Raw genomic sequence first — 21,329 nt, forward strand, 5'->3', positions numbered from 1 at the left:
GCTCATCCCATCCTGCACGGAGGTCTGAAGGTCATTGCCCATCAGGCAGGCGCATGGCGAACGGGTGGCAGACGGGTCCCTGTCACCCGTAGGAGCCGCCTCGGCGGCGAAGCCCCTGCCAGACCCGGCTTGGCCCCGGGCGTCAGTCCATGCTGGCCGGTTCGGCGGCGAGCTGGCCGGACTGGTAGTCGCTGATGGCCTGTTCGATCTCTTCGGAGGTGTTCATCACGAACGGGCCGTAGTGGGCGATCGGCTCGCCCAGCGGACGGCCCTTGAACAACAGTACCCGCGCGTCCTGTTGCGCGATCAGGTGGATCTGCGTGTGGCCGCGCCAGATGCCCATCTGGCCGGTCGCCAGGCCGGTCAGCTCGCCGTCGAACACGTAGGCCAGCACGCGATCCTCAAGCTGGACCGCGAGCGACAGGCGATAGCCGGCGGGCAGCATGAGGTCGGCCATGGCGGCGCCTTCGCCGATCTGCGGCAGCGCGCCTTCGGTGTCCCCGGCGCTGGTCTGCCAGGAGCCGGCAATGGCCTTGAAGCGCAACGAATCGTCGTCTTCCGGCAGGTGACGCATCGCGTCCGCGCGCACGTCGCGGTAGCGCGGCGGGTCCATCTTGCGCGCGGCGGGCAGGTTCACCCACAGCTGGAAGCCGTGCAGGCCGTCGGCATCCAGCAGCGGCATCTCGGAGTGGATCACGCCGCGGCCGGCGCTCATCCACTGCGCCTCGCCGGCCTCGACGCGGCCCTGGTTGCCCATGGAGTCCTCGTGGGTCAGGCCGCCATGGACCAGGTAGGTCAGTGTCTCGAAACCGCGATGCGGATGGGAGGGGAAGCCGCCGATGTAGTCCTCGCGCGCGCTGGCCTTCAGTTCGTCCAGCATCAGGAAGGGATCCAGCCCGCCACTAAAATCATGGATGCGCCGAATCTTCACCCCGGCCCCGTCCTGGGTGGGATGAGAGTTCTTCACGCTGTCCGGCGGTGTCGGGTTCATGGCGTTCTCCTTCGCAACAGATCTGCACCATACCGACCATGAAACGAAAAGAAAATTGCATCGTTTCCCGTCATGGGGCGTTCTGTCAGGTGGCCGAAAGCGCCCAGGAATCGGCGAACATCTCCAGGCTTTCGATGAAATCGGGATCGTGTTCCTGACGATTGATGGTCAGGTGCAGGGTGACGGCCCGCGGTTCCGGCGGGTGACCGGTGGTCAGCGTCCAGGCGAGGCCATTGGGGCATTCCGGAAGGGAAAAGCGCACGCCGCCGTTGATCAGCTCCCGATGGACCCGGAATTCGCCCCACAGGCAGTAGACAACGCCGGCATCCGGGCCTTCGTCCTGGACGAGTGTGTCGATGGCATCGCTGAGGCCGGGCAGGGCGGGGACATTCAGCCTCTGCTGCAGGCCAGTGGCGTCCAGCGTGGCGGGCAGGGTGCGGAAGAACTCCATCGGGTCACTCGCTGCGCGGCAGGAAAACGGGCAGGCCGTCCACCTCGCCGACGCTCAGGGGTTGGTTGTACAGGCGTTCCAGCGCGCTGGGCACCAGCATGGTGGCTGTCGGGCCCCAGCAGGCCTGCCCGTCCGGGAACAGCAGGAGCAGGTGGTCGCAGTATCGCGCGGCCAGATTCACGTCATGCAGGACCAGGACCGCGGCACGGTGTTCCTGCGCGACGATCGCCTGCACGCGATTGAGAACGGCCACCTGATGGTGGAGGTCCAGCTGGCTGGTGGGCTCGTCCAGCAGCAGCAGACTGGGGTCCTGGGTCAGGACCGTCGCGATCGCCAGGCGCTGGCGTTCGCCCCCGGACAGGGTGTCGACCATGCGGTCCTCCAGGTCGGCGAGATCCATCTCCGCGAGCGCGGCCCGGGCGCGGGCGTAGTCCTCGGCGGTCTCGATATCCCAGGGGCGCAGGTACGGGTGGCGACCGATCAGGGCGGTTTCCAGAACCGTCGCGGGAAAGCCGTCGTGGTGCGTCTGGAAGACGAGCCCCAGGCGGCGCGCGAGTTCCGCCCGGGGCAGGGTGGAAATGCCCTGCCCCTTGATATCGATGCGTCCGGCGCGCGCGGCACGCAGGCCGGCGAGGGTTTGCAGCAGCGTGCTCTTGCCGGCGCCATTGGGGCCGAGGATGCCCCAGCATTGCCCGGGGTCGACGGTCAGTTCCAGGGGCGCGCCGGGGGGGCGTCCGGGGATGTCGATCACCAGGTCGTCCGTGGCCAGCAGGGTATCGGGGCCCGGCTTCTGATGGACGCTGCGCGCGCCCGGGCCCGGGTCGTCGTGGGGCTGGCGGGTCGCGGGGGCGGAATGGGGCGTGCGCGGCATCAGCGGCTCCGGTACAGCAGGAACAGGAACACGGGTACCCCCAGCATTGCGGTGATCACGCCCACGGGCAATTGTTCGGGCGCGATCATGGTCCGCGCCAGGGTGTCGGCCAGGGTGAGCAGGATGCCGCCGCCCAGCGCCGATGCCGGCAGGATCACGCGCTGGTCGTTACCGAAGATCAGGCGCAGCATGTGCGGCACGATCAGTCCGACAAAGCCCACCGCGCCAACCTGCATCACCGCGGTCGCGGTAATCAGCGCCGCCGCGATATAGATGCTCCACTCCACCGGCCGCACGGCCACGCCCAGCGCGGCCGCCTGCATCGGGCCGCGCGCGAGGACGTTCAAGGTCCGGCCCAGTGGCAGCGCCAGCAGCACGACCAGTACCAGCACGATCCAGGCAGGGTAGGGGTTGCGGGCATGGGAGACATCGCCCATCAGCCAGTAGAGCATGCCCGGCAACTCGGCCGTGGGGCTGACCGCCAGCAGGAAGCTGATCATGGCGCCCCAGCCCGCGGCCACCACCACTCCGGTCAGGAGCAGGCGCGTCGGGGTCCAGCTACCGGTGCCGTGCGCCAGGCCGAATACGATCACCGTGGACAACAGCGCCCCGGCGAATGCGGCCAGGGAAACGGAGAACATCGACAGGCCGGCCAGCATGGCCAGGAGGGCCCCGACGGACGCACCACCGGAGAGGCCCAGTACATAGGGGTCGGCCAGCGGGTTGCGCAGCAGCACCTGCATCAGGGCCCCCGCCAGCCCCAGCAGCCCGCCGGCCGCGAAGGCCGCCAGCGCGCGCGGAAGGCGCAGCTCCAGGACCAGCGTGTCGTGCAGCCGGCTCCCGTCTCCCGCCACGACGGCGAGCAGATCGGCCGGCGCGATGGCGACACTGCCGAAGGCCAGCGCGATCAGGATCGCCAGCAGCGACGCGGGCAGCAGCACCGCAGTGGCAAGGAGAAAGGAGCGGGTCACGGGGGATCAGTCGGTCCGGCGCGAGCGGGCGCGTTCCAGCTCTTCGCACATCAGCCGCGTGCCTTCCGCGATGCGCGGGGTATGACGCTGAAGCAGCGACGGCGGAATGAAGTACAGATTGTCGCGTTGCACGGCCGTCATGTCCTCCCACTGCTCCCAGGCGAGGACCCAGTCGGGGCGATCCTCGCCCATGCCGCCGCCGATGATCACCTCCGGGTCGGCCTCGATCACCGCCTCGCGATCCATGCGCGGCACCAGCCGATCCAGGTGCCCGAACACGTTCACGCCGCCACACAGCCGGATCGCCTCGCTGATCAGATGCTCGTCGTTGACGGTCATCAGCGGCTGTTCCCAGACCTGGTAGAACAGGCGTACCGGAGCGCGGTCCTCGTAGTCCAGACGCAGGGTTTCGATCTCGTCGAGAAAGGCCTGTACGGCCACCTGGCCCTGATCCTCGGTACCGGCAAGCCGGGCCATGCGGCGCATGCTGGAGGCGACGCCCTCGAAGCTGCGGGGCTCGGAGACGTAGACGTTCAGTCCGAGTTCGCGCATGCGCTCGATCTGCGAGGCGGAGTTGCCGCTGCGCCAGGCGACTACCAGGTCCGGGTCGAGCTGTACGACGCGTTCCAGGTCGATGCGGCTGTAGCCCCCGATGCGCGGGATCCTCTCCGCTTCCGGCGGGAAGTCGCTGTGCTGGGTCACCCCGACCAGCTTGTCCCCGGCGCCGACGGCGAACAGCACCTCCGTGATGTGCGGGGCCAGGCTGACGATGCGGGTGGCCGGGGCTTCCAGGCGTACCTGCCGATCCGTGTCATCCGTCACCGAGACGGCATCGGTATCGGCATGGCTGGCCGGGCTCACCAGGAGGGCGCAAGTGGCGAGCAGTGCCAGCACCAGTCTCGAACGGTATAACATACGAAAGGTTCCTTGGTTCCGTAGGGTCGGGCAACGGTGCGGGCGGGGCTGGCGCGGGTGTTCGCCGGCGATATTCGGCGGTGGCATGCCCAGCCGGAGGATCCAGCCTCTCCGGCGGCCCGTCCCGACAGCGCGCGTCATGATAACAGCTGCCCCGGCGGGCACGCCGCTTCCCCGTTGGGACTGGTGACAAGCGGCTGAGCGAGCCGTTGACCCGCGGTGCCCCGGATGCGCCGCGGCCTTGCCGTGTGCGCTTTACGATTTCATCGGGAGGGTCAGGGAAGCGCTCGCACCACCGTCAGGACCGGCCATGAGGCTCGCATCCCCCCCATGGAGCCTCGCGATGCGTCGCACAAGGTAGAGCCCCATTCCTACCCCCGCGATCTGCGACATGTTGTCGCCCCGGGTGAATTTTTCGAAGAGCTTTTCCGGGGCAGCGTTTTGCAGGCCCGGTCCCGCGTCGACCACCTTAAGATTCACGCGATCGGAGCCACCGGGCTCTGCGATGACAGTGATCTGCGTGCCCTCGGGGGCGACCTTGGCTGCGTTGTCGATGAGATTCAGGAGCGCCACGCGGACCAGGGCGGGGTCGAAGGTCATCTCACTGGGTATGGCCCCGACGTCCAGTAACAGTTCGTGGCGGGTTACGGATTGGCGAGCGTGTTCAACCACCTCTTCCAGAAAGGCCCGCGAGGCAACACTCTCCGCCCGTACCCTCCAGGCGTCGGATTCGAAGCGGTCTTCCGTCAGCAGGTTGTCCATGAAGCCGGTCATACGGTTGACCGCGCGACGGATTCGCTGCAGGACTTTGGCGGGCGGAATGGTGCCCTGTTCGCGCTGGGCATCCAGCACCGTGCAGGCCGAAGCGATGGAGGCAATGGGTGAGCGCAGCTCGTGGGAGATCATGGCGAGAAACTGGCGATGATCACTCAGGGCGGTCTCCGCCGTCCGGCGGGCCGTGTCGAGCTCGGTGGTGCGTTCGTCTACTAGCCGTTCCAGTTCAGCCCGCTTCTCTTCCTTGCTGCGCATGCGCTCGCGCCGCTCGAGGACCACGCGTGCCCCCAGCCCGGCGAGGACGATGACCGAGGCCAGTAACACCGAAATCGCCATGGCCGGTTCGGAGAACGCAGCGGGTACCCGGGGCAGCCAGCCGATGCTGGAAAAGTAAAGCAGCTTGGTGACCTGCCAGGGCAGGACGTAGCCGGCGAAGGCGTAGCCCCACAGCACCACCCCCTTGCGCCACGCCATGTACCCGAGAACGGGGCTGAACAGGGCGATGCTCAGCCCCCACAGCGCGAGGAAATGCATCATCGGCCGATGGGGGAGGAACAGGAACAGTACGCCGATCAGGCCGAAACTGAAGATCAGGCCGATCAACACCCGGTCAATGCGCGGAAACAGCTCGCGGGTCCGCAGCAAGATGCGGTGCAGGATCAGCAGCAGCATCCCCACCAGCGACAGCGAGAGGCCGATGGCCGGCCGGGTCCAGTCGGGGGATTCGGGCCAGAATTCGCGAAAGGCCATCCCCTTGATGCTCCAGCGGAACAGGAGGAAGGCAAGGCTCAGCAAGCCGAAGACCAGAAAGCCCGGCTCGCGCAGCATCAGCCACATCACCACCCCGAACAGCAGCATCAGGATGACCGCGCCGGCCATGAAATACTCCAGCCGCGTGGCGCTGCGTTCCCTTTCGAGTAGCTCCGCGGTGGCATGGAGTTGTGGGTGGATCACGATGGGCGTGTCGCTGGCGACGCGGACCAGCAGCTCCTTTGATGCATGCGCGGGGATGTCCACGGAAAACACCTGCGTCAGGGTCGGCAGTTCCCGTTCCGATAAGGGGACGGCCCGGCCTCCGGGGCGGGTGACCCAGCGGCCATCAATGCGTTCGTGATAGGTCACCTCCCGCAGCCGCGCCTGACCGACCTCCAGCCAGCGCAACACCGCTTCGGGGCGATCGTTGGTCACTTCCAGCTTCAGCCAGAAGGCGGAATCACTGGCGCCAAGCCGGTGGCGATCCTTCGCCAGCGGCAAGGGGCTGAGCGGGATGGCGCCGGCCGCCACCTCCGCTGGACCCAGTTGTCCACTGGGGTCTTCGCCCATTACCAGACCCTTGACGCGAACGTCGTCGGCGGCTGCGAGGAGCGACGGGGCCGGTAAAAGCGCGAGCAGCAGGGTCAGCAGCAGGGCCGGGCGGATGCGGGGCACCGGGCTCAATCCATCGTGAACGGCCGGGTCAACTCCAGCCGTTGCCGTGGGGCGGTGGCCAGGGGCAGGGCATCGCCCGTGCACGACTCGACCTTCTTGCGCAGGCGACTCATCAATACATCGATGCGGTGGAAGCGGAACTGGGATGGGTTATCGCTCAGTACGGTGGCGAGATCGAGCCGCGAGACCTTGCCGCCACCGTGGACGAGACACTCCAGGAAGGCGAATTCGTTGGGGGTCAGATCCACACACTGGCCATTCGGTGAGTACAAGCAACGTCCTTCCCGGAGTATGCGCCAGGTGGGTTCGGGCCCACGGAGGCCGGCGTCCGACTGGCCGCTGCTGGCCGCCAGCCGTCTGGACAAGGCTTCGACGTGGGCGGCCAGTTCCCGCAGGTCGACGGGTTTGGTCAGGTAGACATCGGCGCCCGCCTCAAGCCCTGCCAGGCGGTCATTCAGCTGTGAGCGCGCACTCACGATGATGATGCCGATACCGGTTTCCATGACGTGGCGCGCCACACTCAAGCCGTCTTCCTCGGGCAGACCGATGTCCAGCACCACCACATCCACCGGTTGGGCGACCAACTGGCGGTAGAAGCCCGCCGCGCTTTCTTCCGTCCATACGGTGCAGCCCTGCATGGCCAGGTACTCCGCCATGCTGGCGCTCTGATCCACGTCGTCTTCGACAATGGCGATACGGATGGCGCTGGGTTCGCTGGGATTGAGGGCGTCTTGCATGATCCGACTGAACGCCTGGTCGGTTACAGATGGGAGGCCTGCGGTCATGAGACACCACAGTGTGGCCGTTTAGCTGGAGGCCAAAGAGTACACCTTTCTGCCGCTTGGCCAAATGTTCAGGCGTTGCTTCCGGATCCGTGATGAGAGGAATGGTGAGAGTCCGTGAGTGGACGGGCAGGGCCGCGACGGTTCCAATGTGACGAAGTTCAAAAAAACCGTGACAGCACGGGAGAATTTGCCATGTCCGCCAGTCCCCGCCGTTCCCTGAATGCCCTGCCGCAGGTTCTGGGCCTTGGGCTGAAGCATTCGCCCCTGGTCCTTGGCGCCGTCATGGCGTTGGTGGCGGGAGCGGTGCAGGCGGACGGGACCTGTGACCAGGACGGCAATACCTACACCTGCGAATTCACGGACACGGGCGCGCATGCGCTCAATCTCTCCGAGTATCTGGAAGACGATGAGCACACCATCAGCGAGATCGAGTATCTCGCTGTTGGTGGCGGTGGTGGTGGTGGCGGTGGCAACGGCAATGCCGGTGGTGGTGGCGGTGCCGGCGGCTTCGTCGAAGGCACCATGGCGGTCGGACCGACCGACACCTTGAACCTTTACGTGGGCAGCGGCGGCAGCCGCGGCAGCGGCAGCCCGGATAACCAAACCGACTCCTCGGCCGGGGGCGATGGCAGTGCAAGCTGGATCGAATCCAGTGTCGAAAGGATCGAGGCCGTCGGCGGCGGTGGTGGCGCACGAGGCTTTCCCAGAAGCAGCTATACCGGCCGTTATGGTGGCTCCGGTGGGGGTGGCACCCGCTATGGCTCGGGAGGTTCCAGCGCCGGTGAGCAGGGCCACAGCGGTGGCCGTGGTGGGCGCACTACGGGCGGTGCCGGCGCTGGTGGTGGCGGTGGTGCCGGTGGTGCCGGTAGTTCCGGCAGCAACCAGCACGGCGGCAATGGTGGCGCAGGCAGGGAGTCCGAGATTTTTGAAGGTACCTACGCCGGTGGTGGCGGTGGCGGTAACTACAACAAGGCCCGTCGCGGCAGCGGTGGCCGATGGGGTACTTGGCCGAGTACCGAAGGCGGAGGCACTGGCGGCCACGGCGATAACGATTGGTCAGGACAGAACGCCACCACCAATACCGGAAGTGGCGGTGGCGGCGGTGGTGGCCGCACCAGTTTCTGGGGCGTCAGCCAAGGTACCGACGGTGGTGACGGCGGCTCCGGCGTGGTGAAGGTCCGCTTCGAGGTCGTTGATACGGCGGATACCCGGACCACCACCATCGAGGAGAATGGCCAGACTTTCGTGGTCCACCAGTTCCTCAATCCGGAGATGGCGCACGAGTTCGTGGTGCCCGAGGGCGTCACCGAGGTCGAGTACCTGGTGCTTGGCGGCGGTGGTGCGGCAGGTAGCGCTCCGGCTGGCGACGCGAACTCCAAAGGCACCGGTGGTGGCGGTGCCGGTGGTTTCCTTACGGGGAGCAAGGCCGTACAGCCTGGTGAGAGCTACACGATTGCCGTTGGTGCCGGTGGCTCGGTGGATGATTCAGTGCTTGCAGAAAGAAGCGACCTGGTGGGCCAGTCCGGGCAGGCGTCCGTCTTTGGTGTGATCGAGGCCATGGGCGGTGGCGGTGGTGCCGATTGGAGCGCCAATAATGGTCAAACAGGTGGCTCTGGCGGCGGTGGTGCCGGGCGTGATGGTACCAGCCAGGGCGGTTCTGGTGAGCCGGGGCAGGGCTTTGGTGGCGGTGATGTAACCACTGCCACAGGTGGAGGTGAGGCCGCCGGTGGTGGTGGCGGCGGTGCCGGTGGGCCTGGTATCCGTGGCTCTATCAATGACAGTGGTGGTGGTGATGGTGGCCAGGGCCTGCTCTCCACTATCACTGGCGAGGCTCGCTGGTACGCTGGTGGCGGCGGTGGCGGTGCTACCGCACGACTCACCGATGGAAAGGCCCCGGACGGCGGGCTTGGTGGCCTGGGCGGCGGTGGTGCCGGCCGTGGTGACGCGGAGCACGGCCAGGATGGTGAGCCGGGCGTACCCAATACCGGCGGCGGTGGCGGTGGTATCGGGCGTGAGGCAAGCAGCGGCGACTACACCAAAGGCGGTGCAGGCGGCTCCGGCATCGTGGTGGTGCGCTATGCACTGCCGGAGACGGTCCCCGAACGTCCCAACCAGGGCACGGTGAGCCTGCCCGAGTTGCCGCGCATCGAGGGCGGCGAGACCGTCCATGTGCCGGTCACCCTCGAAGGCTTCGATGAGATGGCAGGCGACAAACTGCTCGCCTACGTCCGCGTTCCCGAGGGGGGCGGTACGGTGAGCATCACCGGCACGACCGGGCTGACGCGGGAGCACGGTTACGACAGCTTCACCGGCGAGCGCACCATCGGCTTCAAAGGCAGCCGTGAGGCGGTGACCACGGCGCTGAAAGAGCACCTGGAGTGGACCGCGCCGCTCAACCGCCAGGACGTGGTGCTGGAGGTGAGCGTCACCGAGGCGTCCGACGGCGTCTTCTTCAACCCGGACAACGGCCACTACTACAAACCGGTGGAGTCCAGTGACAAGAACTGGACCGATGCTCGGGATGCAGCCGCCGGACAGGAGTTGTTCGGCATGACCGGCTACCTGGCCACCATTACCAGCCAGGAAGAGAATGACTTCATCGCCGAGCGCGTGGACGCCGAGGATCTCTGGATCGGTGCCAGCGACCACCGAGCCGCCATCGAGCAGGCCTGTGGCTCAAACGTCTATACCACGCAGGGGGATGATTTTGACCCCGAGGCCGGTGATCAGGCCGAGGGTCGCTGGTACTGGGTCACCGGGCCCGAGGCGTGCACCCAGTTCTGGGCGGGGGATGAGGAAACCGGCCACACCGTGGCGGGGCGCTTCGCCAATTGGCCGGACACGGAGCCCAATAACGATCATGGCGGCGAGCACTACGCCGCGACCAAGTGGACGCATTCTGAACATAGCCAGGGCCCTGAGTACTGGTACGATTTCGTACTTGGACGAGAAGACGTTAACAACTACCTGATCGAGTTCGGCGGCCTGCCGGGTGAGGCCAGCGAGGCCCACTTCGGCAACGGCAGCACCACCCTGCGCTCCACCAACGGCGTGACGGTGGATTCGCTCACCGCTGCGGCTGGTGGTGCTGAGCAGTCTGTCGGCATCGGCTTGCCGACAGCGGTTGAAGAGGCAACGGCGGATCTCAAGGTCGGCATTAGTATTGCGGCGGATGGCGGCACCCTTACGGTTACTACGACTGCTGGTCTGACACAAACCGAGGGAGGCAGCTTTACTGCGCAGCAGGAGATCGCCTTCCACGGCACGGCGGATGCCGTACGCACGGCGCTTGAAAATGTCGAATGGACCCCCGGCGGCGATGTCGGTCGCTACGACTTCGAGCTCACCATTGAGGAACACGATGAGCCCAGCGCCTTCCTTGCCCAAGGGATCGCGACGCTGGCCGTCGCTGCCGTGCCGGGCGTACCGCAGGAGGTAACGGCGGAGCCGGGCAACGCCCAGGCCACGGTGCGCTGGACGGCGGCCGATGATGGCGCCAGCCCCATCAGCCACTACAGCGTTACGGCCACCAACGGTGGCGATACGCATACCTGTCAGACCGCGAACGGCCAGGAGACCAGCTGCACTGTCACCGGGCTGAGCAACGGTACCGAATACACCGTGACAGTGACGGCCACCAATGCCAGTGGCACCGGGGCCGAATCCCATTCGGTGACGATCACGCCTGTCTCTAACGTCACCGTGAGCGCCCCGTCGGGTGCCACCGAAGTGGTCAATGACGACGGTAGCGTCACCACCAGCTACACCAACCTGAACGGCGACACCGTGCGGGTGACCCAGGGCGCCGACAACAGCGCCTCCGGGGCCATCACCCTGGATGGCAGCAATGGCCAGACCAGCACGGTGCAGTTCGACGGTGGCGAGACCGATAGCACCATCAACCCCGATGGCAGTATCTCCAGCGTCAACACCACCAATGGGGTCACCACCCGTACACGGGTCCATCCCGACGGGCGCATCAGTTACTGCCAGGGCGTCGATTGCAGCCTGGACGACGAACTGCCCCCCGGCTCCACCCTGCGCGTGGACGAGGGCAGTGCGCTGATCGTGGTCGAGGAGGGGCAGTACCCCGACGCCTCGGCCGATGCCGACGGCAGCCTGAACGTCTGCTACGCCCACGACGACTTCAACAGCGGCGTGCTCACTGGTTGGAAGATCCTCGCCAGCCAGAACTACACCCCGCAGGTCGTGCGCATCGGCGGTGATCCGAACAACCACCGCCTGCGCCTCACCGATGTCGGCGGCAACCGCGCCACCGGCATCACCAAGGACGTGCCGATCCCCTCCACCGGCCGGGTGGAGCTGGACTTCGTCGCCCATATCTACGGCGGCAGCGGTGCCGATGGCCTGGCCGTGGTGCTCTCCGACTGGAATGAAGCACACCCCTCCGTGGGGGCACCGGGCGGCTCCCTGGGCTATGCCCAGCGCTCCGGTGGCAACGGTTTTGAGGACGGCTGGTTGGGGATCGGTATCGATTCCTGGGGCAACTTCGCCAACAGTAACGAAGGGCGCATTGGCGGCCCCGGCTTCCGCCGCAACGCCGTCTCCCTGCGCGGGTCCGCGCCGGACTACCGCTACCTGACCGGCACCCCGGCCAACCTGCAGCCCAAGCTCGACGGCAGCTACAACGGCCACCGCTATCGGGTGCTCATCGACGCCACCGATTCGGTGGAGGGCGTGATCCGCGTCACCGTGCAGCGCGCCACCAAGCCGGATAGCGACGAGTACGAGACCCTGGTCGACGAGGTCAACGTGCTCGCCGATGAGTTCAATCAGGGGACACTGCCCGAGCAGTTCCGGCTGTCGTTGACCGCCTCCACCGGCGGAGCGCACAACTACCACGAGCTGAGTTCACTGCGCGTGGCCGCCAGCACCTGTGAGGCCGTGGACCCCCCGAGCATCACCACCGAGGCCGGTGCCGAGCCCTTCGAATGGACCCAAGGGGATGACAGCCTGGTAGCAACCATCGATTACGACGGCGAGGGTGAACTCTTCGTCTCCGGCCCCGATGCGGAGCGCTTCGAGCTGCGCAACGACAACGAGCTGCACTTCCGCGAGGGCGAGCCCGAAGAGTCGGGGACCTACGAGGTGGAGGTCGGCATCCAGGACGATCGCGGCAACCGCGACTCGGAGACCTATCAGGTCGATGTGGACCTTCAGGAGGCCAACGAGACCCCGAATGCGCCACGGAATCTGGAGGGCTTTGCCGGTGTCGAGCGTGCGGCCCTGCGTTGGGACCTCCCCGACAATGCGGACGATGTCGACCTGGCCGATTTCACTGTCTACGGCAAGAAGGGTTCTGACGCCGAGGTCGAGTACCCGGTGATCCGCTCCTGGCAGCAATTCCTTACCGACGAAGACGACGAACGGACCCGGGCAACGGTTCTGGAGGAAGACGGGCCGTGGTGTCGGCTCGATGACGTCTACGAACCCCTCGGCTGCGTGGTCGAGGTTGACGGAGGCATGGCGGCCGAGGAGTACACCTTCCAGGTCACCGCCTCCAACGCCAATGGTATGGAGGGAGAACACTCCGAGTCCGTCACGGTGACCCCGGTTGTATTGGACGGCAATGGCACCAAGGCCGACCCGTGGCAGGTCACCGATGCGGAGGAATTCGGGCTCATTGGTACTGCGCTGGGTGGCGGCAGCGATGCCCACTACGCGCTGACCGGCGATATTGGCCTGAAAGATGTCGACTGGCAGCCCATCGGCAGTGCCGAGGAGCCGTTCACTGGCTCATTGAAGAGCGCCGATGGCGAACAGGTGAATGTCAGCGACCTTGACGGTCAGCCGCTGTTCGATGTGATCGGCCCCGGCGCCGAGGTCTCGGACGTGAACATCCAGAAAAGTGTCAACAGCGACGCCGGTGACTACGCCGGTCTGCTGGCCAACGCCATCGAGGGCAGCGAGGACGAGAAGGCCGTCATCCGCAATGTCACCATCGACAACGACAGCTCCATCAGCGGTGGCAGCTTCGTCGGCGGCCTGGCGGGCACCATCGAGCACGCCACGATCGATGGCGTGACCATCGACGCCAATGTCACCGGCAGCGGCAACTATGTCGGCGGCGTCGGCGGCACCATTGCCGACAGCGACATCAGCGGTGTCGGCGGCACCCCTGCCGACAACGGCATCGAGTACTCCACCGTCAATGGCGATGTCGCGGGCCACGACTACGTGGGTGGTGTCGGTGGCCAGATCGACGGCAGCACTCTGACGAATGTCAAGGTCAATGGCGGGGTGCAGGGCGAAGGCAGCAACGTCGGCGGTGTCGGCGGCCAGATCAATCGCTCCGACAACGCCAACTGCGTGCTGGATACCATCCGCGTTGACGGCAACGTCTCCGGTGGCAACAAGACTGGTGGTGTCGGTGGCGGCATTGACGGTTGTAAGGTCAGCGATGTCGAGGTCAATGGTGATGTCACCGGTGGCGACGAGACCGGCGGCGTCGGTGGCGACATCAATGACAGTGAAATCGATAACGCCACCGTCAAGGGCAAGGTCAAGGGCAACAAGAAGACCGGCGGTATCGGTGGCAGCATCGACGAGAGCACCGTCAAGAACAGCGAGCTGACGGAAGAGGGCAGTGTCGAGGGTACCGAGGAGGTCGGCGGCATCGGTGGCGCCATCACCGACAGCACCATCGAAGACAACACCGTCAATGGTGAGGTGACCGGTGACCAGCAGGTCGATGGTATCGGCGGCAGCGAGAGCGGCAGCACCACGCTGACGGGCAACACCGACGGCGCCACGGTGGATGAAACCAACCTGGGTAGCGAGGCCAATCCTTACCTGATCACCGAATGGGGGCACCTGCACGCCATCCGCAACAACCCGGATGCCCACTACCAGCTGGATGCCGATCTGGGTACAGCCTCTGCCGGCTACGGAGACTATGCCTCCGATGCCGCCCACGACGGCAAGGGCTGGCAGCCCATCCCCAACTTCACCGGACAGCTGGACGGCAATGACAAAACCATCACCGGTCTGCACATCGATCGGGCAGGCGAGTCCAATATCGGCCTCTTCGCCGAGCTGGGCACCGACGCCGTGGTCAAGGATCTGACCCTGGCCGATGTCGACATCGTCGGCGGCGACCAGACCGGCTCCCTGGCGGCCCGTTCCTGGGGCACCATCGAGGGTGTCCGCGCGACGGGTCGTGTGGAAGGTGATCTGCGCAATACAGGTGGGCTCATCGGTCTGGTTACCGGTGGATCCGTGGTCGATGCCTCTACCAATGTGGCGGTGGTCAAGGAGAGCACCGCCCTTGGCAACAGCGGCGGCCTGTTCGGTGACCTCGTCCAGTCGGGTGATGCCATCATCGTAGAGAACGTCCACGCCCAAGGCGATGTCACCACCCAGAACGGCAACGCCGGCGGTCTCATCGGCCTGATCGAGGGCGAGGTCACCGTGCGCAATGCCTCCGCCTCCGGCACCGTCTCCGGTGTCAGCCACCAGGGCGGCCTGGTCGGCTACATCTGGAAGGGCGGGGTCGAGGCCTCCCTGGCCACCGGCAACGTCAGTGGTACCAGCCACCTGGGCGGCCTGGTCGGCGAGGTCTGGGACGGCAGCGTGGTGGATAGCTATGCCACCGGCGCGATCGGCGACGGCGGCAGCCAGACCGTCGGCGGCCTGATCGGCAGCCTCGGTGGCAGCAGCACGCTGAGCCGCAGCTACGCCAGCGGCTCGGTGCAGGGCAGCGCCCCTATCGGCGGCCTGCTGGGCAGCGAGGGCGGCAGCGTTACCGTTGAACACGCCTACTTCGACAGCACCGTCAACAGCAACGGCATGGGGGATGCGGGCTATGGCCGGACCTCGACCGAGCTGGCGACCCTGGCCACCTTCAAGGACGATTGGGACATCGGGGTGTCGGGTGAGGTCGAACCGGGCTACCCGCGCCTGAGCTGGCAGGAGGCCGGCGCCGGTGGTCAGACCTGGGTGATCTACCCCTTTGCGGGCGGTGACGGTACGCCGGAGAGCCCCTATGAGATCGCCACCCCCGAACAATTGGCGTTGATCGGCGACGATCCGACCGCCCACTACGTCCTGATGGGTGACATCGATCTGGACGGCGTCGACTGGCAGCCCATCGGCAGCGAGGCCGAGCCGTTCACCGGCTCACTGACCAGCAGCGACGACGGGGTTGTCCGCAGCATCAAAGGTCTTGACGGCAAGCCGCTGTTCGACGCAATCGGACCCGGTGCCGAGGTGGCGGACCTGACTATCGAAGGCAGCGTCAATGACGATGCCGATGGGGGCTCCGGCCTGCTCGCCAATCGTATCGCCGGCGAGGAGGGCAACCCGGCCCGTATCGACAACGTCACCATCGACGATGCAAGCCGCATCGATAGAGGTGATAACGACATCATCGGCGGCCTGGCTGGCACCATCGACCATGCCGAGCTGAACCACATCACCATGGATGGTGAGGTGAAGGGCCGTGACTACGTTGGTGGTATCGGTGGGCAGGTCAGCAACAGCACCATCAGCGATACCACCGTCACCGGCCACGTGGAGGGTCGGGATTACGTCGGCGGTATCGGTGGTGAGCTTGACGGCAGCACCGTTACCGACACGACTGTTACGGGTGATGTCACCGGTAGCGGCGACCATGTCGGTGGCGTCGGCGGCGAGGTGAACGACAGCAGCGTCGACAACGTCGCCATTGAAGGTAATGTCGAGGGCCAGGACTACGTCGGCGGTATCGGCGGTGAGGTCAACGACAGCAGCATCAGTGGCTCCACGGTGAGCGGCGATGTCGATGGGAATGACCACGTGGGCGGCGTAGGCGGCGTTATTGCTAACAGCGAGTTGGACGGCACTCACGTCGAGGGCGGCGTGACCGGGACGGGAGAAAACGTTGGCGATATTGCCGGTCAAATCGAAGGTGAGGTGCGTATCGACGATGAGGCGCCCGGCATCTACGACGAAGCGGGCAATCTGCTGGACGATCAGAGCATCGCTACCGGTGAGCCGGTACGTTTCCGTGTGCCGTTTGGCGACGTCACGCCTTCCGGGACCGTGTCACGGGGTGAAGATACGCACGACCTCGGAACGGCCACCGGGCCGGTTCTGCTGACCGACCCCGATGGCGGTGCCACGATCCTGCGCGTGGATGACGAGAGCTACTACGTCTTCCAGGCAAGCCGTGGCGGACACTACACGCTTCAGTTCGAAGATGGGGCGTACACCTTTTCCATCGAGTTCGAGGTGCGCCCGCAGGTGGCCTTCAGCAGTACGCGCCAGTTCGGCACCGACGGCGAGGAGGTCGAAATCCGGGCCGTGCTGGAAGGCACGCCAGGGCAGTATCCGGTGGTGGTTCCGTACACCCTCTCCGGGGTTTATCTCATCGGCGAGTCGGAGGGCCTGGAAACCGAAAATGGTGGGGCGGGGCTACTGACAGAGGGTGAGTTCAAGTTCGAAGACGGAGAGCACGAGCGGATTCGTCCCCTGAAGGTGACGCCGGATGCGACTACCGGGATCATCGGCATCACCCTCACTCAGGGCGACGGGCCCGAGCACGCCGTCCTGGGCGATCCGGCGGAGCACGTCATCGAGTTGCGCTCTGCACAGGAGATCCCGCTGTCGGTGCGGGTGACCATCGAGCAGGGCACTGGAGGCGCAGCCGAGGAAATCGCGGATGGCGTGGTTCAGGTCGGGGAGGGTGATGTCACCCTGTCGGTGACCCCGGGGGATGCCGGCACTTATTCCTACGACTGGAACGGGAGCGATCCGAATCTCGGTTTCAGTGGCAATGGTGGTCACACGATCATCATCACGGATGACGCTAATGGGCTGGAACAGTTGGCCGGGGACGGCCATGGCTTCCAGGTCACGGTCACCGATGGCGCGCGGCGTGGGGCGGCGCTGGGTCGCCTGCGCGTGGTCGAAACCATTCCGGATGAGTATCAGGAGGCCATTCGCGACCGGGACGAAGCCCATCGCCTGCCCATCTGTCCGGAGGGTACGTTCCGCCGGGTCGGCGCTGGCCACTGCGTGAGCAGTGATCGCGAGGTGATGCTCGCTACGCCGGAAGGCTATAGCGTTCGCATGGGTCAGACCTCGGAGCGGGTTTCCTGGGACGCGGGTCGTTTCGGCACCGGCATTAACTCGGATGATCTGCACGACGGTGGCGGCAATCTGGCCCTGAACCGCGATGATCCGGATTTCGAGCACCTGGGGTACCTGGTCGATTTCGAGGTCTTCGATCTGCAGCATCCGGGGCAATCGGTGCCCGTGGTGATCCCGTTGGCGGACGACGAGTCCATTCCGGCGGATGCCACGTGGCGCAAGTGGCACGGTGCTGATGGCTGGAAGGATTTTGTCCAGGACGACGCCAATCGTCTGCATTCGGCGGCACGCAGCGGAGACGCGTGCCCCTGGCCAGGTTCCGACCGCTGGGAGGCGGGCCTGAACGAGGGCTACCACTGTGTACGGTTGATTCTCGAGGATGGGGGTCCCAATGACCTGAGCGGCAATGACCCGAACGGGGTGATTGCCGACCCGGGTACGTTGGCGGTGCCTGCGGGCGCCGGAGGCGATGAGGATGCCAAGCTGACCAGTGGGGGTGGCGGCGCCTTCGGTGGCTGGCTGATCGTGGGTCTCGCAGGCTTGCTACTGGCCGCTCGCGTGGGTCGTGGCCGGGGTGTCCGGCGGCGCCTGTCCCCGGGAGCGATCGGTGGAGCCGCACTGTTGGTCCCGGGTCTGCTACTGGTACCCATGACCGTCCAGGCCGGCGGTGGCTCGGACGACGAGGTCCACCCCTGGTACGTTGGGGGTCAACTCGGGTATGCGCGCACCGGCGGGGTCAGTTCAGCGAGCGTGACCGACGACATGGAACGTGCGGGGATTGCGGGTAGCGCCCGGGTCAGTGACCGTACGCGTGGGGCGTGGCGGTTGTTCGGTGGGTACCACTTTACCGAGCATTTCGGACTGGAGGGTGGTTATACGGATCTGGGCGAGATCACCACGAGATTCCGGGACGTGGATGCCGGGCTCGAGGTGGATGACCTGGAGGGTATCCGGCCGACTTCGGGGCGGGGCCTGGAGCTGGTGGGAACGGCGCGCTGGGCGGTCCACGAGCGCATCGATGTGTTTGCCCGTGCGGGTGTCTGGCACTGGCAGGCCCGCTACAACCTGCGCGTAGGCAGCGAGCGGGAACGCCATACGGTGTACGGCACGTCGGGCGTGATCGGTGCCGGCGCGTCCTGGCACTGGAACGAGCGCTGGTCCTCCCGACTGTCGGTGGATCGCTATCGCAGTGACGGATCGGATCACGACTTCTTCGGCATTGGTCTGGTCCGGCGCTACTGACACCTTGTGGCGCCGGCGTTCGATTCCAGCAAAACGCCGATCCAGTTGAGACACGCTGATTGATCGGCGTCCGCGTGGGGCTCCATGTCTTTCGAGACCGGCGTGGGGTGTGGCGTCCAGACCGATCGTCATGCTGCTCGCCCCTTACTGAACGCTTCGGGGTGCAACGCGGGACCGGGATGCATTGGGCGCCGTTGCCGTCCCGCCGCGACCCCGGGGCGGTCGTAACCGGTCCGGGCGGAACGGGTTCAGAGGGTTCGAGTTTGTGACGCTGAAACGGTCTCTCCGCTGGCAGTTGTTCCCCTTCCTGGTTGCGCTACCGGCCCTGCTGATTGCTCTGTCGGGCGAGATGGTCGGCGCCGTGATGCAGTACGAGCGGCCGGCGGTGATCAACGGTGAGGTGTGGCGGTTGGTCACGGGGCACTGGGTGCATCTGGGTTGGCGACACCTGGCCCTGAATCTGGCGGGGCTGTTTCTCGTGTGGCATCTCTTCGGACGGATGCTGCCCTTGGCCGGGTGGCTTGCCGTGCTGTTGGTGATCGCCTTGAGCCAGTCCGCGGCCCTGATGGTCTTCCATCCCGAAGTTCTCTGGTATGTCGGGCTTTCCGGACTGCTGCACGGATTGCTGGCGGCCGGGGCACTCGCGGCGCTTCGCCACAGCCCCCTGATCGGCGCGGGTGCATTGCTGCTGTTACTGGCCAAGTTGGCGCTGGAGGCCCTGCAACCAGGTGTCGGGGTCGCGGGGGCGAGCGACTGGCTGGGAGGCCCGGTTGTCGTGGAATCCCACCGCTATGGAGCGCTTGCCGGGCTGCTGATCGGCGCACCGGCCGTCTGGTGCACGGCGCGTCAGGCGGCCCGCCGTGCCGGAGAAGCCTGAGGAGGCGCGTGCTGGTTCGGGTGGTTGCGCCGGTACATGGCGCCGCGCTGGTTCGTTCGCCCGTCCCAATCGTATGCCAGGTGCCTGGGCGCAGCCAGAGTTCTGCGGTTCCCGGTCCACGTGGCGGGGTCACTGGAGAGGGGGGAGGGGAACGCGTATCATCCCGCTTTCCCGTCCGGGCACGCGTGGGTACGGCTGAGCGGTGTCCGGGCCCCCGCTGAACCCTTGCGCCCATCTTGCCCGCAGCCGGGAGCCGCCTTCGCATGTCCTGCAATACCCGTCCATCCGCCGATCCCGGTGCCGCGTCCCGGACAGACTTCTCGCCGGACGAGGTCGCCGCGGTTTATCGCGCGATCAACGAGCGCCGGGACATGCGGCATTTTCGCCCGGATCCGGTGGACGCCGAGATCCTGCGGCGGCTGCTCGAGGCGGCGCATCGCGCGCCGAGCGTGGGCTATATGCAGCCCTGGCGTTTCCTGCGCATTACCGACCCGGCGGTGCGCGAGGCGCTCCACGCCCATGCGGCGGACGAACAGACCCGCACCGCGGAGGCCTGTGGCGAGCGCGCGGCGGAGGTGCATCGCCTGAAGCTGGAGGGCATCCGCGAGGCGGGCGAGCTGCTGGTCGTGGCCCTGACCGATGGCCGCGAGCGCTACGTGCTCGGCCGGCGGACGCTCCCCGAGATGGACCTCTGTTCCGCCGCCTGTGCGATCCAGAACCTGTGGCTGGCCGCCCGCGCCGAGGGCCTGGGCATGGGCTGGGTCTCCCTGTTCGATCCGGACTGGCTGGCCGATCGGCTGGACATGCCCGAAGGCGGGTACCCGATCGCGGTGCTGTGCCTGGGGCATGTGGAGCGCTTCTATGACCGGCCGATGCTGGAGACGGCGGGCTGGGATACCCGGCGCCCCCTGGAAGACCTGGTCTTCCAGGATCGCTGGGGCGCGCCGTGCGAGCTGGCCGAGTCCCCGGATGCGCGGGAATCCGTCACGGGTCCGGATGGGGCATCCGGGCGCGGCCCGGCATGAGCACCTTTCTGATCCTGATCGGCGCCCTGATCCTGGACCGACTGTTTGGCGACCCACGGCGGTTCCATCCGCTGGCCGGATTCGGCCGCCTGGCCGCCTGGGCCGAATCCCGCTGGCATGCGCCCAGTCGTGTACGCGGAGCGCTCCTTCTCGCGGCGCTGGTCCTGCCCTGGGTGGTGCTGGCCGCACTGGGCACCTCGCTGGCCTGGGGCTGGCTTCTGACGCTGGCGATCCTGACGCTGGCGATTGGCTGGCGCAGCCTGGGCGAGCATGCGGAGGTGGTGGCCGAGGCCCTGGAAAAGGATGACCTGTCTGGCGCGCGCACCGGTGTCGGCATGCTGGTCAGCCGCGACACGGCGGCCCTGGACGAACGCGGGGTGAGTGGCGCGACCATCGAGTCGGTGCTGGAGAACGGCAACGACGCGCTGTTCGCCACGATCTTCTGGTTCCTGGTGGCCGGTGCGCCGGGCGTGGTGGCCTATCGCATGGTGAACACGCTGGACGCGATGTGGGGCTACCGCAATGACCGGTTTCGCTCGTTTGGCTGGGCCGCCGCGCGCCTGGACGATGCCATGAACCTGATCCCGGCCCGCCTGACGGCACTGGGCTATGCCCTGGCCGGGCGCGGCCGGGACGCGCTGCAGTGCTGGCGCGAGCAGGCCGCCGGCTGGAAGAGCCCGAATGCGGGGCCGGTGATGGCCGCGGGGGCGGGTGCGCTGGGCGTGGTCCTGGGGGGGGCGGCACCCTATGGCGGGCAGCGCGAGTGGCGACCCCGCCTGGGGATGGGCCGCATGCCCGACGCGGCAGGCATTCGCCAGGCGGTTGCGCTGCTGGATCGTGCGCTGGCCATCTGGATGGCCTTCATTGTGGCCGGGGTGATTGTCGTTGTCCTGTTCTGAGGCCCAAT

At 66.5% G+C, this 21,329-nt stretch carries 11 protein-coding genes; 4 read left to right on the top strand and 7 right to left on the bottom strand.

What is annotated here, in order from left to right; all coding sequences use genetic code 11:
* Window positions 1-142: 142 nt before the first annotated feature.
* The 7 genes from F817_RS0108655 to F817_RS0108685 form a co-directional block, all read right to left on the bottom strand.
* Window positions 143-991 (bottom strand): pirin family protein, encoded by an 849-nt coding sequence (locus F817_RS0108655; protein WP_024327274.1) that lies wholly within the window; start codon window positions 989-991, stop codon window positions 143-145.
* Between the two features lie 85 nt (window positions 992-1,076).
* Entirely contained in the window at window positions 1,077-1,442 is a 366-nt protein-coding gene (locus F817_RS0108660) for a hypothetical protein (RefSeq protein WP_024327275.1), read from the bottom strand.
* Window positions 1,443-1,446: 4 nt separating this feature from the next.
* The gene (locus F817_RS0108665; protein WP_024327276.1) at window positions 1,447-2,313 is read right to left on the bottom strand and encodes an ABC transporter ATP-binding protein; all 867 of its coding nucleotides are present in this window, start codon (window positions 2,311-2,313) and stop codon (window positions 1,447-1,449) included.
* Window positions 2,313-3,284, bottom strand: coding sequence for an iron ABC transporter permease (locus F817_RS0108670; protein ID WP_024327277.1), 972 nt, complete (start codon window positions 3,282-3,284; stop codon window positions 2,313-2,315). The genes F817_RS0108665 and F817_RS0108670 overlap by 1 nt, the downstream gene beginning before the upstream one ends.
* A gap of 6 nt (window positions 3,285-3,290) precedes the next feature.
* Window positions 3,291-4,199 carry a cobalamin-binding protein gene (locus tag F817_RS0108675; protein ID WP_029681074.1) on the bottom strand — a complete coding sequence of 303 codons (909 nt, stop codon included), beginning with the start codon at window positions 4,197-4,199 and terminating at the stop codon, window positions 3,291-3,293.
* A gap of 255 nt (window positions 4,200-4,454) precedes the next feature.
* Window positions 4,455-6,401 carry a sensor histidine kinase gene (locus tag F817_RS0108680; RefSeq protein WP_024327279.1) on the bottom strand — a complete coding sequence of 649 codons (1,947 nt, stop codon included), beginning with the start codon at window positions 6,399-6,401 and terminating at the stop codon, window positions 4,455-4,457.
* Between the two features lie 5 nt (window positions 6,402-6,406).
* The gene (locus F817_RS0108685; protein WP_024327280.1) at window positions 6,407-7,138 is read right to left on the bottom strand and encodes a response regulator transcription factor; all 732 of its coding nucleotides are present in this window, start codon (window positions 7,136-7,138) and stop codon (window positions 6,407-6,409) included.
* 240 nt (window positions 7,139-7,378) lie between these two features.
* Between F817_RS0108685 and F817_RS13780 the strand changes: the two genes are divergently transcribed.
* The 4 genes from F817_RS13780 to cbiB all read left to right on the top strand — a co-directional run bounded on the left by F817_RS13780 (window position 7,379) and on the right by cbiB (window position 21,321).
* Window positions 7,379-18,520, top strand: a complete 11,142-nt coding sequence (locus tag F817_RS13780; protein ID WP_024327281.1) for a glycine-rich domain-containing protein — start codon at window positions 7,379-7,381, stop codon at window positions 18,518-18,520.
* Between the two features lie 265 nt (window positions 18,521-18,785).
* Complete coding sequence (rrtA, locus tag F817_RS0108695) at window positions 18,786-19,397, top strand: rhombosortase (protein ID WP_231369399.1); 612 nt, start codon at window positions 18,786-18,788, stop codon at window positions 19,395-19,397.
* 263 nt (window positions 19,398-19,660) lie between these two features.
* The gene (gene bluB / locus F817_RS0108700) at window positions 19,661-20,422 is read left to right on the top strand and encodes a 5,6-dimethylbenzimidazole synthase (protein WP_024327283.1); all 762 of its coding nucleotides are present in this window, start codon (window positions 19,661-19,663) and stop codon (window positions 20,420-20,422) included.
* Entirely contained in the window at window positions 20,419-21,321 is a 903-nt protein-coding gene (gene cbiB, locus F817_RS0108705; protein WP_024327284.1) for an adenosylcobinamide-phosphate synthase CbiB, read from the top strand. Before bluB ends, cbiB begins: the two co-directional genes overlap by 4 nt.
* Window positions 21,322-21,329 lie beyond the last annotated feature (8 nt).

Source organism: Thioalkalivibrio sp. AKL19 (genome assembly GCF_000420165.1).
Classification (GTDB): domain Bacteria; phylum Pseudomonadota; class Gammaproteobacteria; order Ectothiorhodospirales; family Ectothiorhodospiraceae; genus Thioalkalivibrio.

What these genes read in the sequence shown, in the direction of transcription:
- F817_RS0108660 (WP_024327275.1), bottom strand. Translation starts at nt 1,442, where the DNA reads ATGGAGTTCTTCCGCACCCTGCCCGCCACGCTGGACGCCACTGGCCTG.
- F817_RS0108665 (WP_024327276.1), bottom strand. Translation starts at nt 2,313, where the DNA reads ATGCCGCGCACGCCCCATTCCGCCCCCGCGACCCGCCAGCCCCACGAC.
- bluB (WP_024327283.1), top strand. Translation starts at nt 19,661, where the DNA reads ATGTCCTGCAATACCCGTCCATCCGCCGATCCCGGTGCCGCGTCCCGG.
- F817_RS13780 (WP_024327281.1), top strand. Translation starts at nt 7,379, where the DNA reads ATGTCCGCCAGTCCCCGCCGTTCCCTGAATGCCCTGCCGCAGGTTCTG.
- F817_RS0108685 (WP_024327280.1), bottom strand. Translation starts at nt 7,138, where the DNA reads ATGCAAGACGCCCTCAATCCCAGCGAACCCAGCGCCATCCGTATCGCC.
- cbiB (WP_024327284.1), top strand. Translation starts at nt 20,419, where the DNA reads ATGAGCACCTTTCTGATCCTGATCGGCGCCCTGATCCTGGACCGACTG.
- F817_RS0108655 (WP_024327274.1), bottom strand. Translation starts at nt 991, where the DNA reads ATGAACCCGACACCGCCGGACAGCGTGAAGAACTCTCATCCCACCCAG.
- F817_RS0108675 (WP_029681074.1), bottom strand. Translation starts at nt 4,199, where the DNA reads ATGTTATACCGTTCGAGACTGGTGCTGGCACTGCTCGCCACTTGCGCC.